General features: G+C 47.9%; 13 protein-coding genes. 12 read left to right on the top strand and 1 reads right to left on the bottom strand.

Annotated elements, in window-relative coordinates:
• Positions 1-391 precede the first annotated feature (391 nt).
• The 11 genes from MKY66_RS24475 (at position 392) to dnaI (ending at position 21774) form a co-directional block, all read left to right on the top strand.
• Positions 392-2179, top strand: coding sequence for a sensor histidine kinase (locus tag MKY66_RS24475; protein ID WP_179088525.1), 1788 nt, complete (start codon positions 392-394; stop codon positions 2177-2179).
• Between the two features lie 19 nt (positions 2180-2198).
• A complete protein-coding gene (locus MKY66_RS24470; protein ID WP_076211307.1) occupies positions 2199-3713 on the top strand; it encodes a response regulator transcription factor in 1515 nt (504 codons plus the stop codon).
• 281 nt (positions 3714-3994) lie between these two features.
• The gene (locus MKY66_RS24465) at positions 3995-5467 is read left to right on the top strand and encodes an ABC transporter substrate-binding protein (RefSeq protein ID WP_036673370.1); all 1473 of its coding nucleotides are present in this window, start codon (positions 3995-3997) and stop codon (positions 5465-5467) included.
• A gap of 77 nt (positions 5468-5544) precedes the next feature.
• On the top strand, positions 5545-6474 hold the full coding sequence (locus tag MKY66_RS24460; RefSeq protein WP_036605780.1) for an ABC transporter permease subunit: 930 nt from the start codon (positions 5545-5547) through the stop codon (positions 6472-6474).
• A gap of 23 nt (positions 6475-6497) precedes the next feature.
• Complete coding sequence (locus tag MKY66_RS24455) at positions 6498-7418, top strand: carbohydrate ABC transporter permease (protein ID WP_074096347.1); 921 nt, start codon at positions 6498-6500, stop codon at positions 7416-7418.
• Between the two features lie 36 nt (positions 7419-7454).
• Positions 7455-9809, top strand: a complete 2355-nt coding sequence (locus MKY66_RS24450; protein ID WP_076211091.1) for a glycoside hydrolase family 3 N-terminal domain-containing protein — start codon at positions 7455-7457, stop codon at positions 9807-9809.
• A gap of 4 nt (positions 9810-9813) precedes the next feature.
• Positions 9814-13029 (top strand): alpha-mannosidase, encoded by a 3216-nt coding sequence (locus MKY66_RS24445; protein WP_076211093.1) that lies wholly within the window; start codon positions 9814-9816, stop codon positions 13027-13029.
• A 255-nt stretch (positions 13030-13284) separates the two neighbouring features.
• Positions 13285-14604 carry a glycoside hydrolase family 125 protein gene (locus MKY66_RS24440; RefSeq protein ID WP_074096344.1) on the top strand — a complete coding sequence of 440 codons (1320 nt, stop codon included), beginning with the start codon at positions 13285-13287 and terminating at the stop codon, positions 14602-14604.
• A complete protein-coding gene (locus MKY66_RS24435) occupies positions 14601-17780 on the top strand; it encodes a beta-galactosidase (RefSeq protein WP_076211095.1) in 3180 nt (1059 codons plus the stop codon). Before MKY66_RS24440 ends, MKY66_RS24435 begins: the two co-directional genes overlap by 4 nt.
• Positions 17777-20560: an alpha-mannosidase gene (locus MKY66_RS24430; RefSeq protein ID WP_076211097.1), complete on the top strand. Its 2784-nt coding sequence runs from the start codon at positions 17777-17779 to the stop codon at positions 20558-20560. The genes MKY66_RS24435 and MKY66_RS24430 overlap by 4 nt, the downstream gene beginning before the upstream one ends.
• Before the next feature lie 263 nt (positions 20561-20823).
• On the top strand, positions 20824-21774 hold the full coding sequence (gene dnaI, locus MKY66_RS24425) for a primosomal protein DnaI (protein WP_076211099.1): 951 nt from the start codon (positions 20824-20826) through the stop codon (positions 21772-21774).
• A gap of 179 nt (positions 21775-21953) precedes the next feature.
• Here dnaI and MKY66_RS24420 read toward each other — a convergent pair whose 3' ends face one another.
• Entirely contained in the window at positions 21954-22109 is a 156-nt protein-coding gene (locus MKY66_RS24420; protein ID WP_143760318.1) for a YqzM family protein, read from the bottom strand.
• Between the two features lie 263 nt (positions 22110-22372).
• Between MKY66_RS24420 and trxA the strand changes: the two genes are divergently transcribed.
• Complete coding sequence (trxA, locus tag MKY66_RS24415; RefSeq protein WP_017692451.1) at positions 22373-22690, top strand: thioredoxin; 318 nt, start codon at positions 22373-22375, stop codon at positions 22688-22690.
• Positions 22691-22697 lie beyond the last annotated feature (7 nt).

The following is a 22697-nucleotide window of genomic DNA, read 5'->3' as shown; positions in this document are numbered from 1 at the left end:
ACTTATGGTTAACGATAGTGGATGAAAGCGTTTTTAAATAGGGTGAAATTAAAGAAACACAGATATAAACTAAAGAAAAGTTGCAGGTGACAAGTTAATGTCAGAAGCCTGATGATATAATTCAATATAAAGTTGAACTAATCATTTACACGAAAACGGAGAGGACAGAAAAAACCTGAAGAAGCGAAGCGTTCGCCTTTATCCCCGGATTTTCCCTTGGGAAAAGAGAATCAAAAAAATCTGGGGATAACAGCGATTGGAAGGTTATTCTGTCATCGTAGTGTCAGTGTAAGTAATCTTTAGTTCAACTTATATAGTCAGGAAAACAGCATCGGAGGGAACATGCGAATTGAAAATTGTTAGCGTTTACAATAATTTCTTCAAAAATAATATGTTTATGAAAATGCTCCTGATCTTCTCGATGATATCTATTGTCACGATCATTACGTTATCTTATATCATCTTCCTGTCGGTGTCCGATTCCACGATTCGCCGGGAACTGGCGATCCAGAAAGCGGCGATGGAACATGTGGATCGATACATTCATCAGCAGTATGAATCGGTACAAAACATGGTGAGGGACATGCATCAGAATGAGGCACTCTCAGCCAACATTACTTACCTGATGAATCATTCGTACGCTGAATATGTTCAGCACATGACCAATGGATATTACGCTAATCAGGACGACTATTCGGCCGATGTGTTGAAACATTTTCAGAACATTATGGATCGTAATTCGCAGATTAACCAACTCATGTTATATAGCGCTGAGCAGCAGGATTTGTCTACCTTTAATCAACACAAGCAGTTCCGCAAGCTGGACGCCAATGTAGCTCATTCCTATATTCCGGACGTGATGGCGATGGAAACGCCCAATATCAGTGCACCCAACTACTGGATTCGCAAAGAGATTAATCAATGGGACCCTGCGCTCTACTCCATCCGCGTACCGATTAACAATACACAGACTCTTCGGAATCTGGGCCAATTTCTTGTTTTCTTTGACTCAGAAGGAATCGGTAATGCGCTGGATAACTACGAGAGTAATCTCAAGGGAGAAATCGTGGTGTTATCGGCGAAAGGGACCGTGTTATTTGACTCCAACAATCATTATTACGGGAAGAAGTATCCCTACGTGAATGTGGCCGATTCGCTGTTTGATCAGACGGATATGGATTCATTGAAAAAGGAGCAGAACATGTACGTGAACAAGTTTGTCTCCGCCGATCAGGGGTATGTGGTCATTGGTACCGTTCCGGTAGAAGAGATGGCTGAAACCTATGCGGGTATTCGCAATACCATCATCTCGATCAGTATCGTGTGTATTCTGTTTGCCGTGCTGGTTCCGGCATTTTTCATTATTAACTTTGCCAAACGAACCCGTCGAATTATTCGCTTCACCCAAAAAGTGAAATATGGCAACTTGACGGCTCGCATCGACGATCCGCGAGATGATGAACTGGGGCAGATCTCACATAGCTTCAACGACATGCTGGATGAGCTGAATCTGTATATTGAACGGGTCTACAAGGCCGAGATCAAACAGAAGGAGACCGAGCTGGTCGCATTACAGGCGCGCATCAACCCTCATTTTCTCTACAATACGCTTGAAGTGATTCGGATGAGGGCCATATCCCAGGGGGCGAGAGATGTTGGCGAGATGATCTATAGTTTATCCGTATTGTTCAAGAGCCTGGTACAGCAGAAGAAAAATTATACGCTGAAGGATGAGATGGAAGCTTGTCGATTGTATCTGGAGTTATTCCGAATCCGCTACAAGGATATTTTTATATACACGATCCAGATCGATGCTGCTTATTATCAACACCCTGTGGTCAAACTTTCGCTGCAACCTATCATTGAGAATTATGTTGTACACGGCATCCAGACAGAACGTTCGGATAACCGATTATCGATTGTTGTGGAAGAGACAGATGATGTGGTGCAAGTGGAAGTGAAAGATAATGGCAAAGGCATTGATCCGGCACGCCTGACGGAAATCCTTGAAGAACTGGAACGTCCTGAAGAGTCTGGTCAGATGTTCGGGCTGCGCAGTGTCCATAGTCGATTGCGCTTCCTGTATGGGCCAGAGTTCGGTATCACCATCGAGAGCACCCTCGGAGAAGGAACACGGATCAGGGTGCGTTATCCACATACAGAAGGGACAGGTGTTTAACATGTACAAGGTGTTTAACATGTACAAGGTGTTTATTGTGGACGATGAGCCATTCATCATTGAAGGTTTATACGATATTGTGGATTGGTCTTCATTTGGTATGGAAATTGTGAGTCATGCAGGTAATGGGCAAGCAGCGTTACAAGCGCTCTCTTCTCAGCCTGTGGACATTCTGATTACGGATATATCCATGCCACTCATGAATGGTCTCGATCTGATTCGGGAAGCAAGGCGAGTGCAACCCGAGATTAAGGTCATTATCCTCAGTGGTTTCAATGAGTTCGAATATCTGAAGGAAGGCATGCAATTAGGGATCGAAAACTATCTGCTCAAACCGATTAATGTGGAGGAACTGGAATCCACGCTGAGCAACACGGCGTCCAAGCTGGATCATACGTTATCACCTCAAGCCGATGATGCGTATGGTATCCAGATTCTAAAAGATAACATTCTTCATAGATGGCTTACGGGACAGATTGCAGCTACCGAATTTGAAGAACGTGCCCAGTTTATGAACCTTTCGCTAGATGCACCTTACGTTGCTGTGGCTGTCTTGCGGGACAAAGGGCAGACAGCTGGCATGTTTGAACGCGTTGAGGAAATGCTGAGAGACAAACGCCATTTGAACGTATTTCATGATATCGATGGAGACATCGTCATTATTGCCAATATTCAGGGTACGAGTGACGAGGAACAGGAGCTAATGGATGGCCTTCAGGCATTATCTGATGCGATAACCCTAACCCATCCGGCGGCACGCATTGGAGCAGGCAGATTGATGAAAGGGTTATACCATGCGCCGACCAGTTATGCGGAGGCCAAAAAAGCACTCCAGTATGTGATGATTTATCCCGACCTTAAAGTCATCGACCATGCCATGCTGGAAAGGTGCGGAAATTCAACGGCGACCTTTTTCATTGAATGGAGGGAGTATGCCAAACTCATTCTATCCCGCAATACAGAACAACTTGCCGACCGGATTCGCATGGATTTTGAACAGCATCGCGATGGGCTTACACCTGGGGAGTTACAGAATACCGCATTGGAAGTTGTGATTCGCTTCAAAATGGAACTGGAGAGCATCAAACACTCGGATGAGTCTGCCATATACCAACAAGGGCTTCAACTTGTACTGGACAGTGGCACTTTTGATGAACTCGTGCGGGCACTTCAGCAGGTTGGGTCGCAGACGATCCAATCCCTATTGCAGGATCTGAAGAATCCGATTGTGAACCAGGTGCTTCAGCATATCGACAAACACTACGCAGAAGAACTTTCCCTGAAGCTGCTGGGTGCCCATTATCATCTTCATCCGGTGTATTTGGGACAATTGTTCCATAAGGAGACCGGGGAGACATTTGCCGAATATATCAACAAATACCGGATTGAACGTGCGAAGGAGCAACTACGTAATTCCAATCTGAAGGTACATGAGATCGCACGAAATGTGGGGTATTGGGAGACGGGGTATTTCTATAAACAGTTCCGCAAATATGTGGGGATTTCACCGACGGATTTCAAGGTGTTTGGTTAATTCGGTGACGGGTAGATCCAACTATGCGGACAGAGAGCCAAGAGACATATCGGGAACAGGAATGGCATGGATGAAAATCATGGCATACGTTACCCGGCATGTCTCTTTCATGTAAGCGATTTATTTAAATAGGTACAAAATAGATGCCCAAGGACGATTTCTCTTTAATTTGTACCTCGAAAACTTAAGTTTATCTTCTTTTTGTAAATGCTTTCATTCGATAAGGTTAAAGCAGTTAGTAAGTAGAGCCTAAGGGAACACGAAAAGGGAGGATCAAAGAAATGAGTAAACAAAGAAAACGCTTCTCACTCGTTCTTGCATTATTAATGGCCGTTACACTTGTTCTTAGTGCCTGTGGAGGAAGCAAAGATGCTTCAGAATCCGGGGGAGCTGGAGATGACGCGGTAGAGTTGATCTGGTATACCATCGGTACCCCTCAGAAAGACGTCAATAAAGTGATGGAAGAAGTGAGCAAGTATACCAAAGAGAAAATTAATGCCACGGTAACAATGAAGATGGTTGACTGGGGTGACTACCCGCAGAAGATGCAGGTTAACGTAGCATCCGGTGAGCCAATGGACATTCTGTTCACTTCTTCTGGTGGATTCGATTATGTACAAAATGCCAGAAAAGGTGCATTCCTCGAACTGGATGACCTGCTTGCTGAATACGGTCAGGATCTTACCAAGACCATTGATCCTGCATTCCTAAGTGGTTCCAAGGTAGATGGACACAATTACGGAATTCCAGCCAACAAAGAGCTGCCACAACAAGAGGTATGGCGCTTTAACCAAATGTTGGTTGATAAATACAAGCTGGATATCTCGGGCGTTCGTACGTTAGACAGTCTGGAGCCTCTGCTCAAAACAATTAAGGAAAACGAGGCAAGTGTAACACCATTTGCCATGGATAAAAACTATGTTCCTTACGTGCCTTATGACTATGTCATTCAGAATCTGCCGATGGCAATCAAGCTGGATACAACAGACTATAAGCTTGTAAACATACTGGAAACACCTGAAATGAAAGAAGCACTTACCACGATGCACAAATACTACAAGGCTGGTTATGTGTCGGCAGAAGCGGCAACAACAGGTTCCACGAACGACCTGACAACATCGGGTAACTGGTTCCTGGATCGTGCACAGACTCAGCCGCTCGCGGACAATCAATGGTCTGCAAGTTACGGTTATCAAGTCGTTTCCACACCTGCAAGTGAAGCAATTATAACAAATACATCTGTACAAGGTTCCATCATGGCCATCTCGGCCAACTCGGAATATCCGGAGAAAGCAATGGAATTCCTGAACCTGCTGAATACAGATCCTGTGCTGCGTAATATGGTGGACTCCGGTATTGAGGGCACACACTACAAAAAAGTGGATGACACACATATGGAAAATCTGCCTGAATCGAAAAACTACGATATGCCTTCATACTCCCTTGGGAACAACATGCTGCTCTATCTGAACAGCAATGACCCGGATAACAAATGGGATGAGTTCAAGAAGTTTAACGCTGAAGGTGTCAATTCCCCGATCCTCAGCTTTAACTTTGATGCAAGCAATGTATCTGCCGAACTGACGGCGGTACAGAACGTGAAAGAGCAATATTGGGCAGCACTGATGACAGGTACACTGGACCCGGCAGCCAATCTGGATCAAGTGATTGAGAAGTTCAATCAAGCCGGACTGGAGAAAGTAATGGCTGAAGCCCAAAGCCAGCTGGATGCCTGGAGAGCGGAAAACAAGTAACAGTACATCGTAAGGATCGGGCGGCTGCTTATCGCGTCCGGTCCTTTTTCATTCAAGCCTGAAGGAGGATATCCACAATGACTACATTTTTGAAAAACCTGATTAGAAACCGAGTCATGCTGCTCATGGTGCTGCCAGGCGCCATCTGGTTCTTCTTCTTCTCCTACTTGCCACTTGTGGGCACGGTGGCTGCTTTCAAAGAATATCGATTCAGCCGTGAAGGGTTCTGGGCAAGTCTGATGAAGAGTGAATGGGTTGGCTGGGACAATTTCAAATTCCTGTTCAGCACAAGTGACGCATGGCTCATTACACGCAACACCCTCTTTTATAACATCGCCATTATTTTCCTGGGACTGGTGTTTGCTGTGGCATTGGCAATCCTGCTCTCGGAACTAGTGAATAAACGACTCGCCAAACTGTATCAAACCGGCATGTTTCTGCCGTATTTTCTATCCTGGGTTATCGTTGGTTACTTCGCATTCAGCTTCTTGAGCATGGACCGCGGGATGTTGAATCAGATTATCGGCTGGTTCGGGATGGAACCGATTCAGTGGTACTCTGAGGCAAAATATTGGCCGTATATTCTGGTATTCGTAGCGTTATGGAAAACCATCGGGTATAGCAGCGTTGTCTATCTGGCTTCCATACTGGGGATTGATAAATCACTCTATGAAGCAGCCATGATTGATGGAGCAAGCAAATGGCAGCAGATTCGCAATATTACGATTCCGTTGCTGTCGCCCATCATCACGATTATGACCTTGCTGGCCGTAGGCCGCATTTTCTATGCCGACTTTGGACTGTTCTATCAGGTGCCAAGGGATTCGGGTACGCTCTATTCCGTGACCAATGTTATTGATACGTATGTATATCGGGGTTTGAAAACTAGTGGTGAGATCGGCATGAGTACGGCTGCCGGATTGTATCAATCCGTGGTGGGCTTTGTGCTTGTTATTATCTCCAACTATGTTGTTCGCAAAGTAGATAAAGACAGCAGCCTATTCTAGGACAGGGAAAGGAGTGAACCACTATGGCTCAAGCAAGGCTCGTTAAAAAACGCGACTTCCACCACGTATCCAGCGGATGGAACGTGATTATGAACATCATCGCCGGTCTATTCGCTCTGATCTGTGTATTTCCTTTTATATTTGTAGTTATCATCTCGTTTACAGACGAGAAAGCACTGGCCCGTGATGGGTATCGTCTGATTCCGGCAGAATGGAGTCTCGCGGCATATCAGTTTGTCTGGCAGAGTGGGGACACGCTGCTGCGGGCGTATGGAGTTACCATTCTGGTGACGGTACTTGGTACCATCATCAGTCTGATTCTCATGTCGCTGTATGCGTATGCGGTTTCCCGCAAGAGCTTCAGGTATCGGAGATTTTTCTCCATCTTTGCAATTCTGACCATGCTGTTCAACGGCGGGATGATTCCAACCTATATGGTCGTATCCCAGCTGCTTGGATTGAAAGATACGTTATGGGCACTGATTCTGCCGCTGGCGATGAATGCCTTCTATATTATGATTCTGCGTACATTCTACTCGACTAGTGTACCGGATGCAGTCATTGAATCGGCGAAAATTGATGGCGCTGGTGAGTTCTATACCTTTATGAAAATCGTGGTTCCACTCTCCTTGCCGGGGCTTGCAACCATCGGGTTGTTCAGTACACTCGGTTACTGGAATGATTGGTTCAATGCGTTATTATATATCGATAATCCGAATCTGGTACCGCTGCAATCCATGCTGATGCGGATTGAGTCGAGTATCCAGTTTATACAGCAGAACTCTGCTAACAGTTCGATGAGTCTGGCAGCCATGCAGTCCATTCCGCAGGATACGTCCCGAATGGCGATGGTTGTGCTTGCTACGTTGCCAATTATATTCGCTTATCCGTTCTTCCAGCGTTATTTCGTACAGGGTCTGACGGTGGGCGCGGTCAAAGAATAACCGGATCAGGTTATAGGATTGGAGAGATGCAGATTGATGACTTATAAGGACCAAAGCAAATCCGTAGAGGAACGGGTACAACACCTGCTTAGCCTGATGACTGCGGAGGAAAAGGTAGGCCAACTTACGCAGCCATTTGGCTGGCAAACATATACGAATGATCAAGGGAACATCACGTTAAACGAATCCTTTAAACAGCAAGTGGAAAATGGGGGCATCGGCTCCCTCTATGGTGCACTTCGCGCAGATCCGTGGACGGGCGTTACGCTGGAAAATGGACTATCCGCCAGAGAAGGCGCTGAGGCGGTCAATCTGATTCAACGTTATGCAATAGAACATTCCAGACTAGGGATTCCCATTCTGATCGGGGAAGAGTGCTCGCATGGTCATATGGCTATTGACGGAACGGTCTATCCTGTCCCGCTTTTACTGGGGAGCACCTGGAATGTGGATCTGTATCGGGAGATGTGCCGGGCAGTAGCACGGGAGACACGTGCTCAAGGTGGTGCGGTCACCTATTCTCCGGTACTGGATGTTGTGCGTGATCCGCGCTGGGGACGTACGGAGGAATGTTTCGGTGAAGATCCGTTTCTCATTGGAGAGCTGGCAGTTGCTTCCGTGGAAGGTCTTCAGGGTGAAAGTCTTGACCGTGGAGATACAGTAGCGGCAACGCTGAAACATTTTGTTGGTTATGGCAGCTCGGAAGGCGGACGTAATGCAGGGCCTGTACATATGGGCTGGCGCGAGCTGCTGGAAGTGGATCTCTATCCATTCCGAAAAGCGGTGGAAGCTGGCGCTGCGTCGATCATGCCAGCATATAACGAAATTGATGGCACGCCTTGCACCGTGAATACGGAATTGCTGGAAGATGTTTTGCGTAAGGATTGGGGCTTTGACGGTCTGGTCATTACGGATTGTGGTGCGATCAACATGCTGGCAAGTGGGCATGATGTCGCGGCGGATGGAATGGAAGCTTCCGTACAGGCGATTGAGGCAGGCATCGATATGGAAATGTCCGGCGAGATGTTTGGGCAATATCTGGTGCAGGCGGTGGCAGAAGGCAAGCTTGATATGCAGGTTCTGGATCAGGCTGCTTCTCGCGTTCTGGCGTTGAAGTTCAGACTGGGCTTATTCGAACAGCCATATGTGGATGCCGATCGCGCAGCAGAAGTGATTGGTAGTGAGACGCATGTTCAGTTGGCACGCCAGTTGGCTGCGGAAGGCATTGTGCTTCTCAAAAATGAGGCAGACACATTACCTCTATCGATAACAAATGTGGGCCGGATTGCCGTCATTGGCCCCAATGCGGATCAGGCCTACAATCAACTGGGCGATTACACATCTCCGCAACCCAAGTCGAAAGTGGCGACGGTACTGGATGGGATTCGCAGTAAGCTGGCTAATCATGTGGATGGGCAAACGGAGAAGAGTTCTGTTGGTCCTTTGACTGGTGACAGCAGTACAGATCAGGTTCTTTATGCACCAGGCTGCCGGATCAAAGGTGATTCGAAAGAAGGATTCGAGCGTGCGATCGAAGTTGCCAGTCAAGCAGATACGGTCATTATGGTGGTTGGCGGCTCCAGTGCACGTGACTTTGGAGAAGGAACAATTGATCTGAAAACAGGCGCTTCCAATGTATCGGATAACTCCTGGAATGATATGGAGTGTGGCGAAGGGATCGACCGGATGACGTTGGGTCTTGCCGGAGTACAGTTGGAGCTCATTCAGGAGATTCACAAGCTCAGCAAGAAACTTGTCGTTGTTTACATTAATGGTCGTCCCATCACTGAACCTTGGGTGGATGAACATGCCGATGCAATTCTGGAGGCGTGGTATCCGGGTCAAGAGGGCGGTCATGCCATTGCAGATATTTTATTCGGTGATGTGAATCCGTCAGGCAAATTAACGATCTCCATTCCGAAGCATGTCGGCCAATTACCGATCTATTATAACGGCAAACGTTCCCGAGGCAAACGTTACCTCGAAGAGGATCTGGAGCCAGGTTATGCATTTGGATACGGACTGAGTTATACCACATATGAGTACAGTGAACCGCAGCTGAGTGCTGCGTCCATGACAACTGATGATTCAGTTACGGTATCGGTGAACGTGACCAACACCGGCCATTATGCAGGTGCAGAAGTTGTACAGATGTACATCTCTGACATGGTCAGCTCACTAACTCGTCCGGCCAAGGAACTGAAGGGGTTTGCAAAAGTGAACTTGGAGCCGGGAGAGACACAGACCGTGGAATTCCACATCGGGGCCGAGCAGCTTCAGTATATTGGTCGTGATTTGAAGCCTGTCGTTGAACCGGGACAATTCCATATTCATATCGGCAGCAGCGTAAACGATACGCAAATAGCCGAACTGACCGTAAGGGAGGCGTAAGACGTTGGAACGTATCAGACGATTTATTCGCGAGTTGTCCGAACATCAGTGGCTGGAGCAATTACAGCTGCGCAGCTGGGACATTACCCGCGCTTATTATAATGTGCCAGGACAGTATGAGGATCAGGGTGAGTACCCCGAAGGGCAAGATTTTGAGCGTTTTCCGAGCAAACAGGGAACGACTTATTTTTTCAGAACACGTTTGGAGATCCCTGCTACATGGCAGCAAGCAACTTATGGGCTTGTATTTGAGACAGGCGGAGAAGGCTTGCTTCGGGTAAATGGGAACTCTTATCAGGGTCTGGACCGCAATCATACCTACGTCACGCTTGATCCATCCAAAGTTGGAACCAATCCCGAACTGGAGATCGAGATGTTTGATCCGGTACCTGAACCTGTAGACCCGTTGAATCAACAGGCGGTTATTCAGCCACCGATCACATCAATTACGAGCCTGCTGGTGAGACCCAATGAAGCGGTTCGTAGTCTGATGTATACCGTCATTATTGTGCGTGATTCGGCTGTGTTGCTACCGGAAAGTGACTTTCGGCGGGTTCGCCTGTTAGAACTGGTATATCGTGCGATGGATCAATTTGTAGGCATGTCAGCAGAAGAGATTGAGCAGGGAGAGGGTATTTGTCAGATTGAGAATAATCTGAAACATCATGTGCGTGAGATTGGCGGAAACGCGGAAGGTCTGGAGCATATGGTGGGACAGTCCCATATTGATATTGCCTGGCTGTGGCCTGTACGTGAGACGGTACGCAAAACGAGCCGTACTTTCTCCACCGTGGATGCACTCATGAATGAATATCCGGACTATGTTTATTCCCAGAGCCAACCCTTACTATATGCGTTTCTGAAGGAGCATGATCCCGAGCTGTACGCGCGGGTGAAGCAGCGGATTGTAGAAGGTCGCTGGGAACTGGTTGGCGGCATGTGGGTTGAGCCGGATCTGAACATCCCAAGCGGGGAGTCCCTGATTCGCCAGATGTTATATGGTCAGCGTTTCTATATGGAGGAGTTTGGCAAGACATCACAGATTGAATGGCTGCCGGATACGTTTGGGTATTGTGCCTCCCTGCCGCAGATTTTGAAGCATGGCAATGTGGAATATTTCATGACAACAAAGCTCGGATGGAATGACACAAATGTGTTTCCGTACGATCTCTTCCACTGGGTGGGCATTGACGGCACACCGATCCTGTCTTACCTCAATCATGGTGTTAACGAGCATACATTGCCGAAGGACATTCATGATCACTGGCAGTCCTACCGTGAGAAATCGGCTCATCCGGAGCATATGCTTCTATACGGACACGGAGATGGCGGCGGCGGAGTAACACGCGAGATGCTGGAGTATGTGGATCGCGCAGACCTGATGGTAGGCCAGCCTGCGAGCCGTTATAGCACAGCTGGAGCTTTCTTTGCCGGGATTGAAAAGGAGCAACCTGTACTGCCGAAGTGGCATGGGGATCTGTATCTGGAGTTACATCGGGGAACCTACACGACCCATGCGCGCAATAAGCGTAACAATCGGAAAGCGGAGGTTCTGTATCGTGAAGCCGAGCTGTGGAATACACTTGCTCTTCCAGATATGGAGGCAGATGCAGAAGCTGAAGTGCGTTCAAATCTGCTTGACGGCTGGAAATTAATTTTGCTGAATCAATTCCACGATATTATTCCGGGATCGGCGATTACGGAATCCTACGTCACTTCGAATGAAGAATATGTACAGGTATTTGAATTGGGCAGAACCGGACTGGATCAAGGCATTGCAGCATTGACTACGGATATCAAAACAGAGGGACCGGAAGGTTCATTGGCCTATGTTGTATTCAACAGCCTGGGCTGGAAACGGAGTGCAGTTGTTCAATTGGCTGTGCAGGATAGCTTGGATCGCTACGGCATCGATGAAGAAGGCCAGCGCCTGCGGATGGATCGGGAGGATGGCAGTATGTCTATTCTCGTGACAGACATTCCGGCGTTTGGATATAAAACAATTTGGCTGGTACCGGAAAATACAAGGGAAACGAATGTACGGGAAATGACGAATCTTGCCGCACAACCAACCTTTAATGATACATGGGATACCGCCTTTTATCATGTGCAGTTCAATGAACGTGGGGAGATCATCCGCCTGTGGGATAAAACCGCAGAGCGTGAGATGTTGAAGCCGGGTGAACGAGGCAATCAACTTCACTTCTTCCACGATCGTCCAACGCTCTGGGATGCATGGGATATCGACAGTCGTTATGAGGAACAGATTGCTGGCGAAGTGGAACTGTTGGAGAAAAAGCTGGTGCTGGCGGGTACAACGAAGGATATCCTGCGTTTCCGCTGGAATCTCCATCAATCGGAAATCACACAAGATATCGTCTTTTATCATGACTCACGGCGAATTGATTTTCAAACACAGGTGAACTGGAACGAAAATCACAAACTTCTGAAAGTTGGTTTCCCGATTGATGTGGTGACCTCCAAGGCCACATTTGAAATTCCATTTGGCGCACTGGAACGCCCAACACATCGCAACACAAGCTGGGAACAGGCCCAGTATGAAGTCTGTGGACATCGCTTCGCAGATGTATCCGAACATGGATACGGCGTGAGCCTTCTCAATGACTGCAAGTACGGGTACGATGTGCAGGGCAGCACCATTCGTTTGTCCTTATTGCGTGCACCCAAATGGCCTGACCGCACCGCCGATCTGGGAGAACATGAATTCACGTATTCCCTATATCCGCACGACGGAGACTGGAGAATTGCACATACCGTACGTCAGGCTGCCGAGCTGAATCATGAGGTGACGGTACAGCAGGTGAACCAAAAGGGTCAGATACAACAAGAGCAACAGATAGAGCAGGTACAGCAGAGGGAAGAAGTACAGCAAAGCACAGGGACTGGAGTCGATCCAATTGCAGATGCAACTGCAAATACGGCACCTGTACGTCCAGCAACAGGCTCCTGGATTAACTTTAATAGTAATCATGTCATTCTGGATACCGTCAAATTGGCAGAGGATGGACAGGGCACCGTGCTGCGTTTCTATGAATCTTCTGGCAAACGCGAAGACATCACATTGCAATGGCCACATGCCTTTGAACAGGCGTATCACTCCAACGCACTCGAAGAACCGGTCCAACCACTGGCCCATACCAATGGCCAGATCACATTATCTTTTAAACCTTACCAAATACAAACCGTGCTACTGCGGTAAACCTGTTTGAAATATTTTTGAGCTATATATGTTCAACTAAAAATTCACACGATAACGGAGAGGACAGAAAGAATTCGAAGAAGCGAAGCGTTCGCCTTTATCCCCAGATTTTACCCTTTAGAAAAGGGAATCAAAAAAATCTGGGGATAACAGCGATCGGAGGATATTTCTGACCGCGCAGTGGTCCCGTGTAAATTTCTTGTTTCATCCTGTATAGCTACACCATTCAATTTGTTTAAGGAGTTGCACTCATCCATGGAACAGTTCAGATTACCCAAAATACCCATGCCGCCTGTTGCTTTGCCACAATCCATTCAGGCCGTGCTCGAAGAAGCAGAACAGAAGCTGGCTCACCGACCGAAACTGCTTCAATTATTCAAAAACTGCTTCCCCAACACTATCGAAACAACAACCAAGTTGATGGAGGACGGTACGACTTTTGTGATCACAGGAGATATTCCGGCTTCCTGGCTACGTGATTCCGTGGAGCAGGTGGTACATTACATTCCGTTTGCAAAAGAAGACGAGGACCTGCAACGCATTATTGGCGGGCTGATCAAACGTCATATCCAGTATGTTCACATCGATCCATATGCTAATGCCTTTAATGAAACAGCCAACGACTGGCATTGGAACACCACGGACGAGACCGAGATGTCACCTTGGGTGTGGGAACGCAAATTTGAGATTGACTCATTATGTTTTGTTGTACGTTTGGCGTATTTATATTGGAAGGAAACCGAGCTAACCGATATTTTCGATTCAAGCTTCAAAGCAGCGATGCGTAAAATCGTGGACCTGTTCAAAGTCGAACAGCATCACATGGAACAATCTCCATATCGCTTCACTCGCAATAACGGTATCCCAACAGATTCCCTGCGCAATCATGGAAAAGGTATGCCAGTCAACTACACGGGGATGATCTGGTCCGGTTTCCGTTCCAGTGATGATGCGTGTGACTTCCACTACAATATCCCTGGCAACATGTTCGCAGTTGTAGCTCTGCGCCAAATGCAGGAGTTTGCCGAGTGGGTGTTCCGGGATATGGAACTTTTGCAGGAATTGAAGGATCTGGAGCAGGACGTGGATCACGGCATTCAGTTGTACGGGATTTATCGTCATCCGGAATTTGGACCGATCTATGCATACGAGACGGACGGTTATGGCAACCACTGTCTCATGGACGATGCCGGTACACCGGGACTCATGTCCATTCCATATCTGGGTTACGTCACAGCGGATGATCCGATCTACCAGAATACGCGCCGCTTCGCTCTGAGCAAAGAGAACCCATTCTATTATGAAGGCAAGGTTGCCAAAGGGATCGGAAGCCCGCACACACCACCAGATTATATCTGGCATATGGGCTTGTCCATGCAGGGACTGACTGCGCAGTCTGCCGAGGAGAAATTGGAGATTATTCGCATGCTCGAAGCGACAGATGCGGATACAGGGTATATGCATGAAGGCTTCCACGCGGATGATCCGACGATTTTTACACGAAAATGGTTTGCATGGTCCAACAGTCTGTTCTCCCAGTTGGTCTATAAATCCATGAAGGATGGTCTGTTATGAGTATCCAACTTCATGATAAAAAGCTGATTATCTTCGCTGATCCTGCGTTTCCAATGGAAGGTGCTTCTCCAACTCATGAGGCTCTGAATACATGGAAAGCAGTCGAAGAGATCACTGTTGTAAACGCCGAAGAACTCGCAGAGGTTTTGAAGACTACAGCAGGTGAAGGATGTCTGGTCAATCTGCATGCACCCTATTTTCCCAAGTCCGCCTGGACGGAGATTGCAGCTTACCTGCATCAGGGCGGAAGCCTGATCAGTGTTGGTGGTGCGCCCTTTAAACGTCCGGTTCGATATGAGAATGGGGCTTGGGTTGTAGAGTCCGAGCAGACCGCGTATCATCAGGAACTCTATATTCATGAGGCACTGAACGTATCTTCTGCCAATGTGCAATCGTACAGTTCATCCGAACAGATCCCGCTTCTCACTGGGAAAGAGGGGCTGTTCGAGAAGGCAGATACATGGAATCTGGTTCCACATACAACCAAAACAAGTGATCTGCCTCATCAGATGGGATCATCCGGCCCGATGAGTACGCAGATTTACCCATTACTTCGTGGCATGAGTAAGGATGGACGCAGTGTCGCCGCTCCGGTCGTTCTGTGGGAGAATTCCCGCGGGACTTTCGTTGGTTCACGCTGGATGTTTGTGCATTTGCCGCTGACCACCTCATTCTGGACGCAGGATGGCGCTGATGAGATTGTGAAGTGGGCGCAATTCTGTGCGGCAGGTGTAACCGAGTTCTCCCTGATAACAAATTATGCTTCGTACGAACCAGATGAGCGGGCTGTACTCACACTGCAAGGCCAGATTTTACAGCGAGCAGGCAATAGACTTATCGAGTCCGAGCTGTGGACATTCGACATAACGGTGGAGCATGAGGATCGCACAAGTGGCATGACAGAGAAGGTATGGAACCATCGATTGGAGATGAAACTTTCCGGTGAGCAGCGGTTTGAACGCATACTTCTCCCGGTTTCCATTGAAAGTGGGCTGTATCGGATCATATGCCACGCGCAGGCACCTGACGGGGAAGTTCGGACCTTGCGTCAAGGCTTCTGGGGACAAGATGCAGCACTGCTGGCAGAAGGAGAAGTGATTAGCCGCAGCAGAGATTATTTTGTAAAAGACGGACGTCCTCTGCCTGTTGTGGGCATGACCTACATGACCTCCGATGTGGCAAGGAAGTTTCTGTTTCTGCCAAATGCGGATGTTTGGGATCGAGACATGGCTCAGATGGCAAAAGCAGGAATCAACTGGATTCGGACGGGAATCTGGACCGCCTATCGCAACATGATGCAGGTGGACGGACATATGGCAGAGGATGTGCTTCGTGCCATTGATGCATTTATTTTAACGGCGAAGCGCCACGGCTTACAGGTCACGTTCACTTTCTTCTCCTTTACACCGGAGACATGGGAAGGCACGAATCCGTATTTGGACCCGCAGAGTGTCGAAGCACAGAAACGTTTCATCCGCAGCATCGTTAGTCGTCACACGCATACAACACATGTGGACTGGGATCTGATTAATGAGCCATCGATGTTTGATCCGGTGCGTATCTTCTCGGCAGGCCCACGCTCGGCGAGGGATTCGTATGAACAGCAGGCCTTTATCGCTTGGCTTGAACAACGGCATCAGACGATTGAGGCGTTGCAGGAGGCATGGAACATGTCACCGAAGCAGCTTCCGAACTTTGCTGCCGCGGTGATCCCGGAGGCGGAAGAGATTAACTTTGATGTTCAGGACATGCACAAGGCCAAAAAGGGAACACGCTGGCTCGATTACTGTCTCTTCTCTATGGAGATGCACAATGTTTGGGCAAGAGAGCTTGTAGGTACGATCAAAGACCTGGTTCCCGATCATCTGGTTACCGTGGGACAGGACGAAGCCCTTGGTGCACAGCGTCCTTCTCCGTTCTTCTATGAACGTGAAGTGGATTATACAACCGTGCATTCCTGGTGGTTGAATGATGATCTGATCTGGGACGGTATTTTCGCCAAAACGCCATACAAACCGAATCTCATTCAGGAGACGGGCATCATGTATGTGGAAACCCCGGATGGGCGAGCCAAACGTACGGAAGAAGAGCTTCGTGGCATTCTCGAGCGCAAGTACGCCTATGCTTTCTCGACAGGCGGTGCAGGTGCGGTGCAATGGATCTGGAACACCAACTTTTATATGGATAACGCCAATGAGTCTCATATCGGAGCCCTTCGTGCAGATGGTACGGAGAAACCAGAGGCGGATGTGTCTTATGATTATGGCCGATTCATGCATGGCATTCGTGATCTCTTTGAAGACCGCGAGCTGGAGGATATTGCTGTGGTGTTCCCGTATTCCAATGACTTCTCCAACCGTGCCCTGGCCTATGATGCCACAACAAAGCTTACTCGTGTGATGTCCTATGATCTGAAATTGCCATTCCGTGCATTATCCGAATATCATCTGGAAGCGCTGGAGCAGCTGCCACCGAAGCTGATTATCGTGCCGAGTCCACACAATATGGACAGCGATGCACTTCAACAATTGCTCACGTTTGCAGAGAAAGAAGGCACGAGCCTGCTCATCACTGGACCACTGGGGCTGGATGCGTACTGGAAGGCAACTGACCGTGCAGATCATATTGTAGGCAAACGCAGTCTGGGTAACGTACAGCGGGAAGAACTGCTGAATATTAATGGCGTGAATCACCGGGTGACCTATGGACGGCGTCGGATCGCCGAGGTGGCAAAGGAGACGTTGCTTCATGGGGATAATGGTACAGCAGATGAAGTACACGTTCTACCTTTGGGCAAAGGGAAATTAATCTGGACCCCGCTGCCGGTGGAGTTAAACGGACGGGACGAGCCACTAGCTGAATTATATCGTTATGCAACCGAGATTTCGGGTATCGAACAGGAGTTGGAATGGATATCTGGCGGAGATATCGCAGGGATCTATGGCCGGAAGCTGAGTTTTCCAAAAGGAAATCTGTATGTATTTGTATCGGAGTTTGCCTTGAACCATGAAGTTCATGTGAGAGATCAACGTACAGGTGTATCGTACTCGTTCCAATTGGAGAAAAATCGTTCGGTGCTGTTTGCCACGGATGCTTCTGGAAACCTGACTGCGGTGTATCGCCCGGATGAGGTTGAGATTGTACAACAAGACGAACGAGGTGGGATAACACGATGACCAAGAAAAAGAGAGCACATATTATTTCGCATACCCACTGGGATCGGGAATGGTACTTGCCGTATGAGAAGCATCATATGCGTCTTATTCAGCTCGTCGATTCACTGTTGGATCAGCTTGATGAGGGATCGGACTACAAAAGCTTTTATTTGGATGGACAAACGATTATCATCGATGATTATCTTCAGGTTCGCCCGGAACAAAAGGAACGACTGGAGAAACATATTCGCAATGGACGGATTGTGATTGGTCCATGGTACATTTTGCAGGATGCCTTTTTGACGAGCGGAGAAGCCAATGTGCGCAACATGCAGGTTGGTCATAAAGATGCCAAACGTTACGGTACACCTTCGAAAATTGGTTACTTTCCAGATACATTCGGATTGGTCGGGCAGACTCCACAGCTGATGCAGCAATCAGGCATTGATAATGTGTTTTTTGGTCGTGGCGTGAAGCCTACGGGATTTAATAATACGGTATCGGATGCCGGATATGAATCAAGCTTCTCGGAGCTGATGTGGGAAGGACCAGACGGATCGAAAGTGCTTGGCGTATTGTTTGCCAACTGGTACTCCAACGGAAATGAAGTTCCAGTAGACGAGGAATCGGCCCGCAAGTTCTGGGAAACCAAGCTTGCAGACGCTGAGAAATATGCATCAACGAATGAGTTGTTGTACATGAACGGATGTGATCACCAACCAATTCAGCGGGATCTGCCAGAAGCCATCCGTATGGCTGAACAATTATATCCCGATATCGAGTTTGTTCACTCGAATTTTCCAGATTATCTGGAAGCTTTGAGAGCATCGTCTGAACATGAACTGTCCACGGTCAAAGGAGAACTGCGCAGCCAGCGAACTGATGGCTGGGGAACCCTGGTGAACACCGCCTCGGCTCGTGTGTATTTGAAACAGATGAACCAGCTGGGCCAGTCCATGCTGGAAAAAGTGGCTGAACCCCTAGCATCCTACGCCTATCTGCTTGGACATGCCTATCCACATGATCAACTGACGTATGCCTGGAAAACGCTGATGCAAAATCACCCGCATGACAGCATCTGTGGATGCAGTGTGGATGAGGTGCATCGTGAGATGGTGACACGGTTTGATAAGAGCCGTCATGTGGCAGAGGCTTTAATTGAAGAGAGCACCAGCCAGATTGCTACAGCTGTCGATACCTCCATCTTTGAGCGTTACGGCGAAAATGCCCGCCCTGTGGTGGTGTTTAATACAACGGGATGGGAACGCAGCGGTGTGGTCCAGATGGAACTGGATGCGGCTCGGTTGTATTTCCGGGATGGACATACATTGGAAGAGATGGCGACGCAGATGAAAGCCGTTGACCTGTCAGATCGCATACTGGTAGATGAAAATGGTAACCACATTCCATGTACGGTGGAGGATCTGGGTCTGCAATTCGGCTATGATCTGCCGGATGATCGCTTCCGCCAACCGTATAGTTGTCGGCGAGTACGTATTCGTTTTGAAACAGAGCATGTAGCTGCATTGGGCCTGAAGACGTATGCTTTGGTGAAATCAGTGGATCATGCTAAGAGTGGTACTTCGTCGAAAAAGACTACGCTGTTGCGTGGTGAACGTGGCATGGAAAATCAACATATGATCGTCACGATTGAAGACAATGGTTCATTCACACTCACAGACAAACGAACAGGCCGGACTTACAAGGACCTTGGCGTGTACGAAAATGTGGGCGATATCGGTAATGAATACATGTTCAAACAGCCAGAGAACGAAGTGGCGCGGACAACACACGAGCTTCAGGCCGAGATTCGGGTCCTTGAGGATACATCATACTTGGCCTCGTTTGAAGTGATTCATCATTGGGAAATACCGGAGTCTGCGGATGAGATGCTGGATCAGGAACAGCGAGAACTGATTTATTATCCACATCGCAAAGCCCAGCGTTCAGCGAAAATGACTCCACTTCAGATCCGTACAGTGATATCGCTTAGTCGTAGTGGAAAAGGTGTCCAGGTGGAGACAACCTTCAACAATCAGGCGAAGGATCATCGGGTGCGTGCTCTTTTCCCAACGGATCTTGTATCTGCTGTTCATCATGTGGATTCCATGTTCGAAATTGCAACACGTGATAACAAGCCTGCACCGGAGTGGCAAAATCCAAGCAATACACAGCATCAACAGAATTTTGTAGATGTAAGTGAACAAGACGTCGGATTGGTCGTTGCCAATCTGGGTCTGAATGAATATGAAGTCCTTCAGGATGGACGCAATACCATTGCGGTTACGCTGCTACGTGCTGTGGGCGAACTTGGAGACTGGGGCTTGTTCCCGACACCGGAAGCACAATGCCTTGGTGAACATACATTTCAGATCGAGATCATTCCGCATGATGGCAATGGTGCAGCATCAGGTGCATATATCGAGGCCTATCAGTTCCAGGTTCCTTGGACGCTGGCACAAACCGAAGTACACCCGGGTTATTTAACACCTAGCAACACACCGTTTGCATGGCAAGGAGACGGCTTGGCTTTTTCTTCACTCAAGGTAAATGAGGATTCCGGTGATGTGATGCTACGCTGGTTCAATATGACCACCGACTCTGCCACTTTGAATCTTGCTGCATCACAAGCGAATCCGCAGCCATTCGAAACGGCATATAAGAGCAACATCCTGGAGGAAGAGGGCGAAAGGCTTCATTCTCACAACATAGAAGAGGCATCGACATTATCATTTGCCAGCAAGGAATGGAACATACAGACAGGTTCATGCGAGATCGTAACTGTCGGCTTGCGCCGCTGATAAAAGTTGTTTAAAGAGTCGAAAAACAGACTTTTGAACACACACTAGAAGGTACAGGAATGCAAGTGTGCTCTAAACTAAGCATTAGGCACGGTGGCGGAAGGGTTACGCTATTTACCAGATGTATCTGTTGAGTTATTGGTTGTTTTTCTATAGAATGAACAGTAGAATTGCAAATGATCGAAAGTACCTATGCCATCAAGATGGTCGCAGGTACACTTCATTGTTCATTCTATATTGAAACATTAAGGGGGCTTGAAGCCATGGAATCCTTGGGAGGACTGCTTCAGCAGCTGAACCCTGCCTTTCGTGAGCAATCGCGGCGGATTGCGGCGGAATTGATGGAAAATCCGTACGTACGCGAATTCCGCGCAGGTCATCCTGAACTGCAAGATGCACAGCTCATGACCGATCTGAGCAAGCTGTTTCAGTACGCCAAAGACTCTAAGAACTGTGCGAATTGTCCGGGACTCGACAACTGTCCTAACGATTTTCAGGGCCACTTTTGCAAACTGGAAGTAGAACATTTTAACGGTAAACCCGAAATCATAGATATAAAAGCGCCTTGTTCCAAACATATCGCCCGGCAAAATGAACATATCATTAAGCAACGCATTCGCAGTTTCTATGTGGACGAGCGTGCGCTCAGTGCTGGATACAACGACGTGGAGATTATGGGCAAGGATCGGATGCGTGCTCCGGCAGTGAATCAGGTGCTTCGGTATATTAGCGAGACCAAGGAGAACGGATTATCTCCGCAAGGACTGTTTCTGGAGGGAACATTCGGGACGGGCAAGACGTTTCTGATGTGTTACCTGCTGCATGAACTGGCGGTTGCAGGCCACACGGGTGTCATTATTTATATGCCTGACTTTGTGGAGGATCTGAAATCCATGATCAGTGAAGGGCAGAAGCTGAAGGAAATGACGGATATTTTGAAAAGTTGTGATCTGCTCATCTTTGACGATATCGGGGCAGAGAATCTGAACCCTTGGGTTCGAGATCATGTGATGGGGTCCATTCTGAACTATCGGATGAATCGCAAACCAACGTTCTATACGTCCAATTACAATCTGGATGGGCTTGAAAAACATCTGAGCTTCACCAATCGGGACGGCGAGGAATCGAATAAAGGCCAGCGTCTCATGGACCGGATTCGTCCATTCGTGGATGTCATCTCCGTTCGGGGTGAGAATCAGCGCGGCAAACGTTAAACCTATCTATTTGAACGAAATGGTTCTGGACAAGGTTAATCTTCAAATTATCGGTTGAGCTTACGATTTAAAAGCTGAGCTGATTGCAATCAAAAACTAAAGTAGTCCCAAAAAAAGCCTGGCTTTCGCATTGTCGCGAAAACCGGGCTTTTCTGGTCCTGCGTGAGCCTGGAAGCATCCTATTCAGTGAGGAATTTGAAGATAACCATACCGAAAAAGATCACTGTCATCAGGCCGGCCATGCCGGCAACACCCGCGATCAGATCAAACAGATCGTTGCGGGGTTCCTCGTTCACATGTTCACGCGGGTCGCTGATCTGCACATTTGCATCCATGTTATTGCCTCCTTATGGGGAAACAGCTTGCCCGTATGGGGGCTGAAACCCGGAGTAATTTTAGTATACTTGGAAAAGAAAGCGTTTGTAAAGATTTTGCAGTTAGTATGCGACATCCTGTAATTGTGAAGATTTGATGTTGGGAAGATGAACATTGCAGCGTTCAATTCACAAGTTTGACGTACCTGTGTTATACTGGAAGTGTCGTTCACGACGTTACAGGTTAAAATAAAACCGTAAGTATATATAAGGAGGACAATTTCATGGCTATTGTTAACGTATCCGATCAATCCTTCAACGCTGAAGTAGAAGGCGAAGGAACGGTTCTTGTTGATTTCTGGGCGCCTTGGTGTGGTCCTTGTAAAATGCTCGCTCCAATCCTGGAAGAGCTGTCCACAGAAGTTGGCGATGCAGTGAAAATTGCTAAAGTTAACGTGGATGAAAATCCGGAATCTGCTTCCCGCTTTGGCGTAATGAGCATTCCAACTTTGATCTTCTTCAAAGACGGTCAACCGGTAGATAAAGTGGTTGGTCTGAACTCGAAAGATGCGCTCAAAGGAATTATCGCAAAACACCAATAATTTACAG

Source organism: Paenibacillus sp. FSL R5-0766, from assembly GCF_037971845.1.
Classification (GTDB): domain Bacteria; phylum Bacillota; class Bacilli; order Paenibacillales; family Paenibacillaceae; genus Paenibacillus.
Note: the sequence above shows the minus strand (reverse complement) of the source record. Positions and strands in the feature narration are given on the sequence as shown.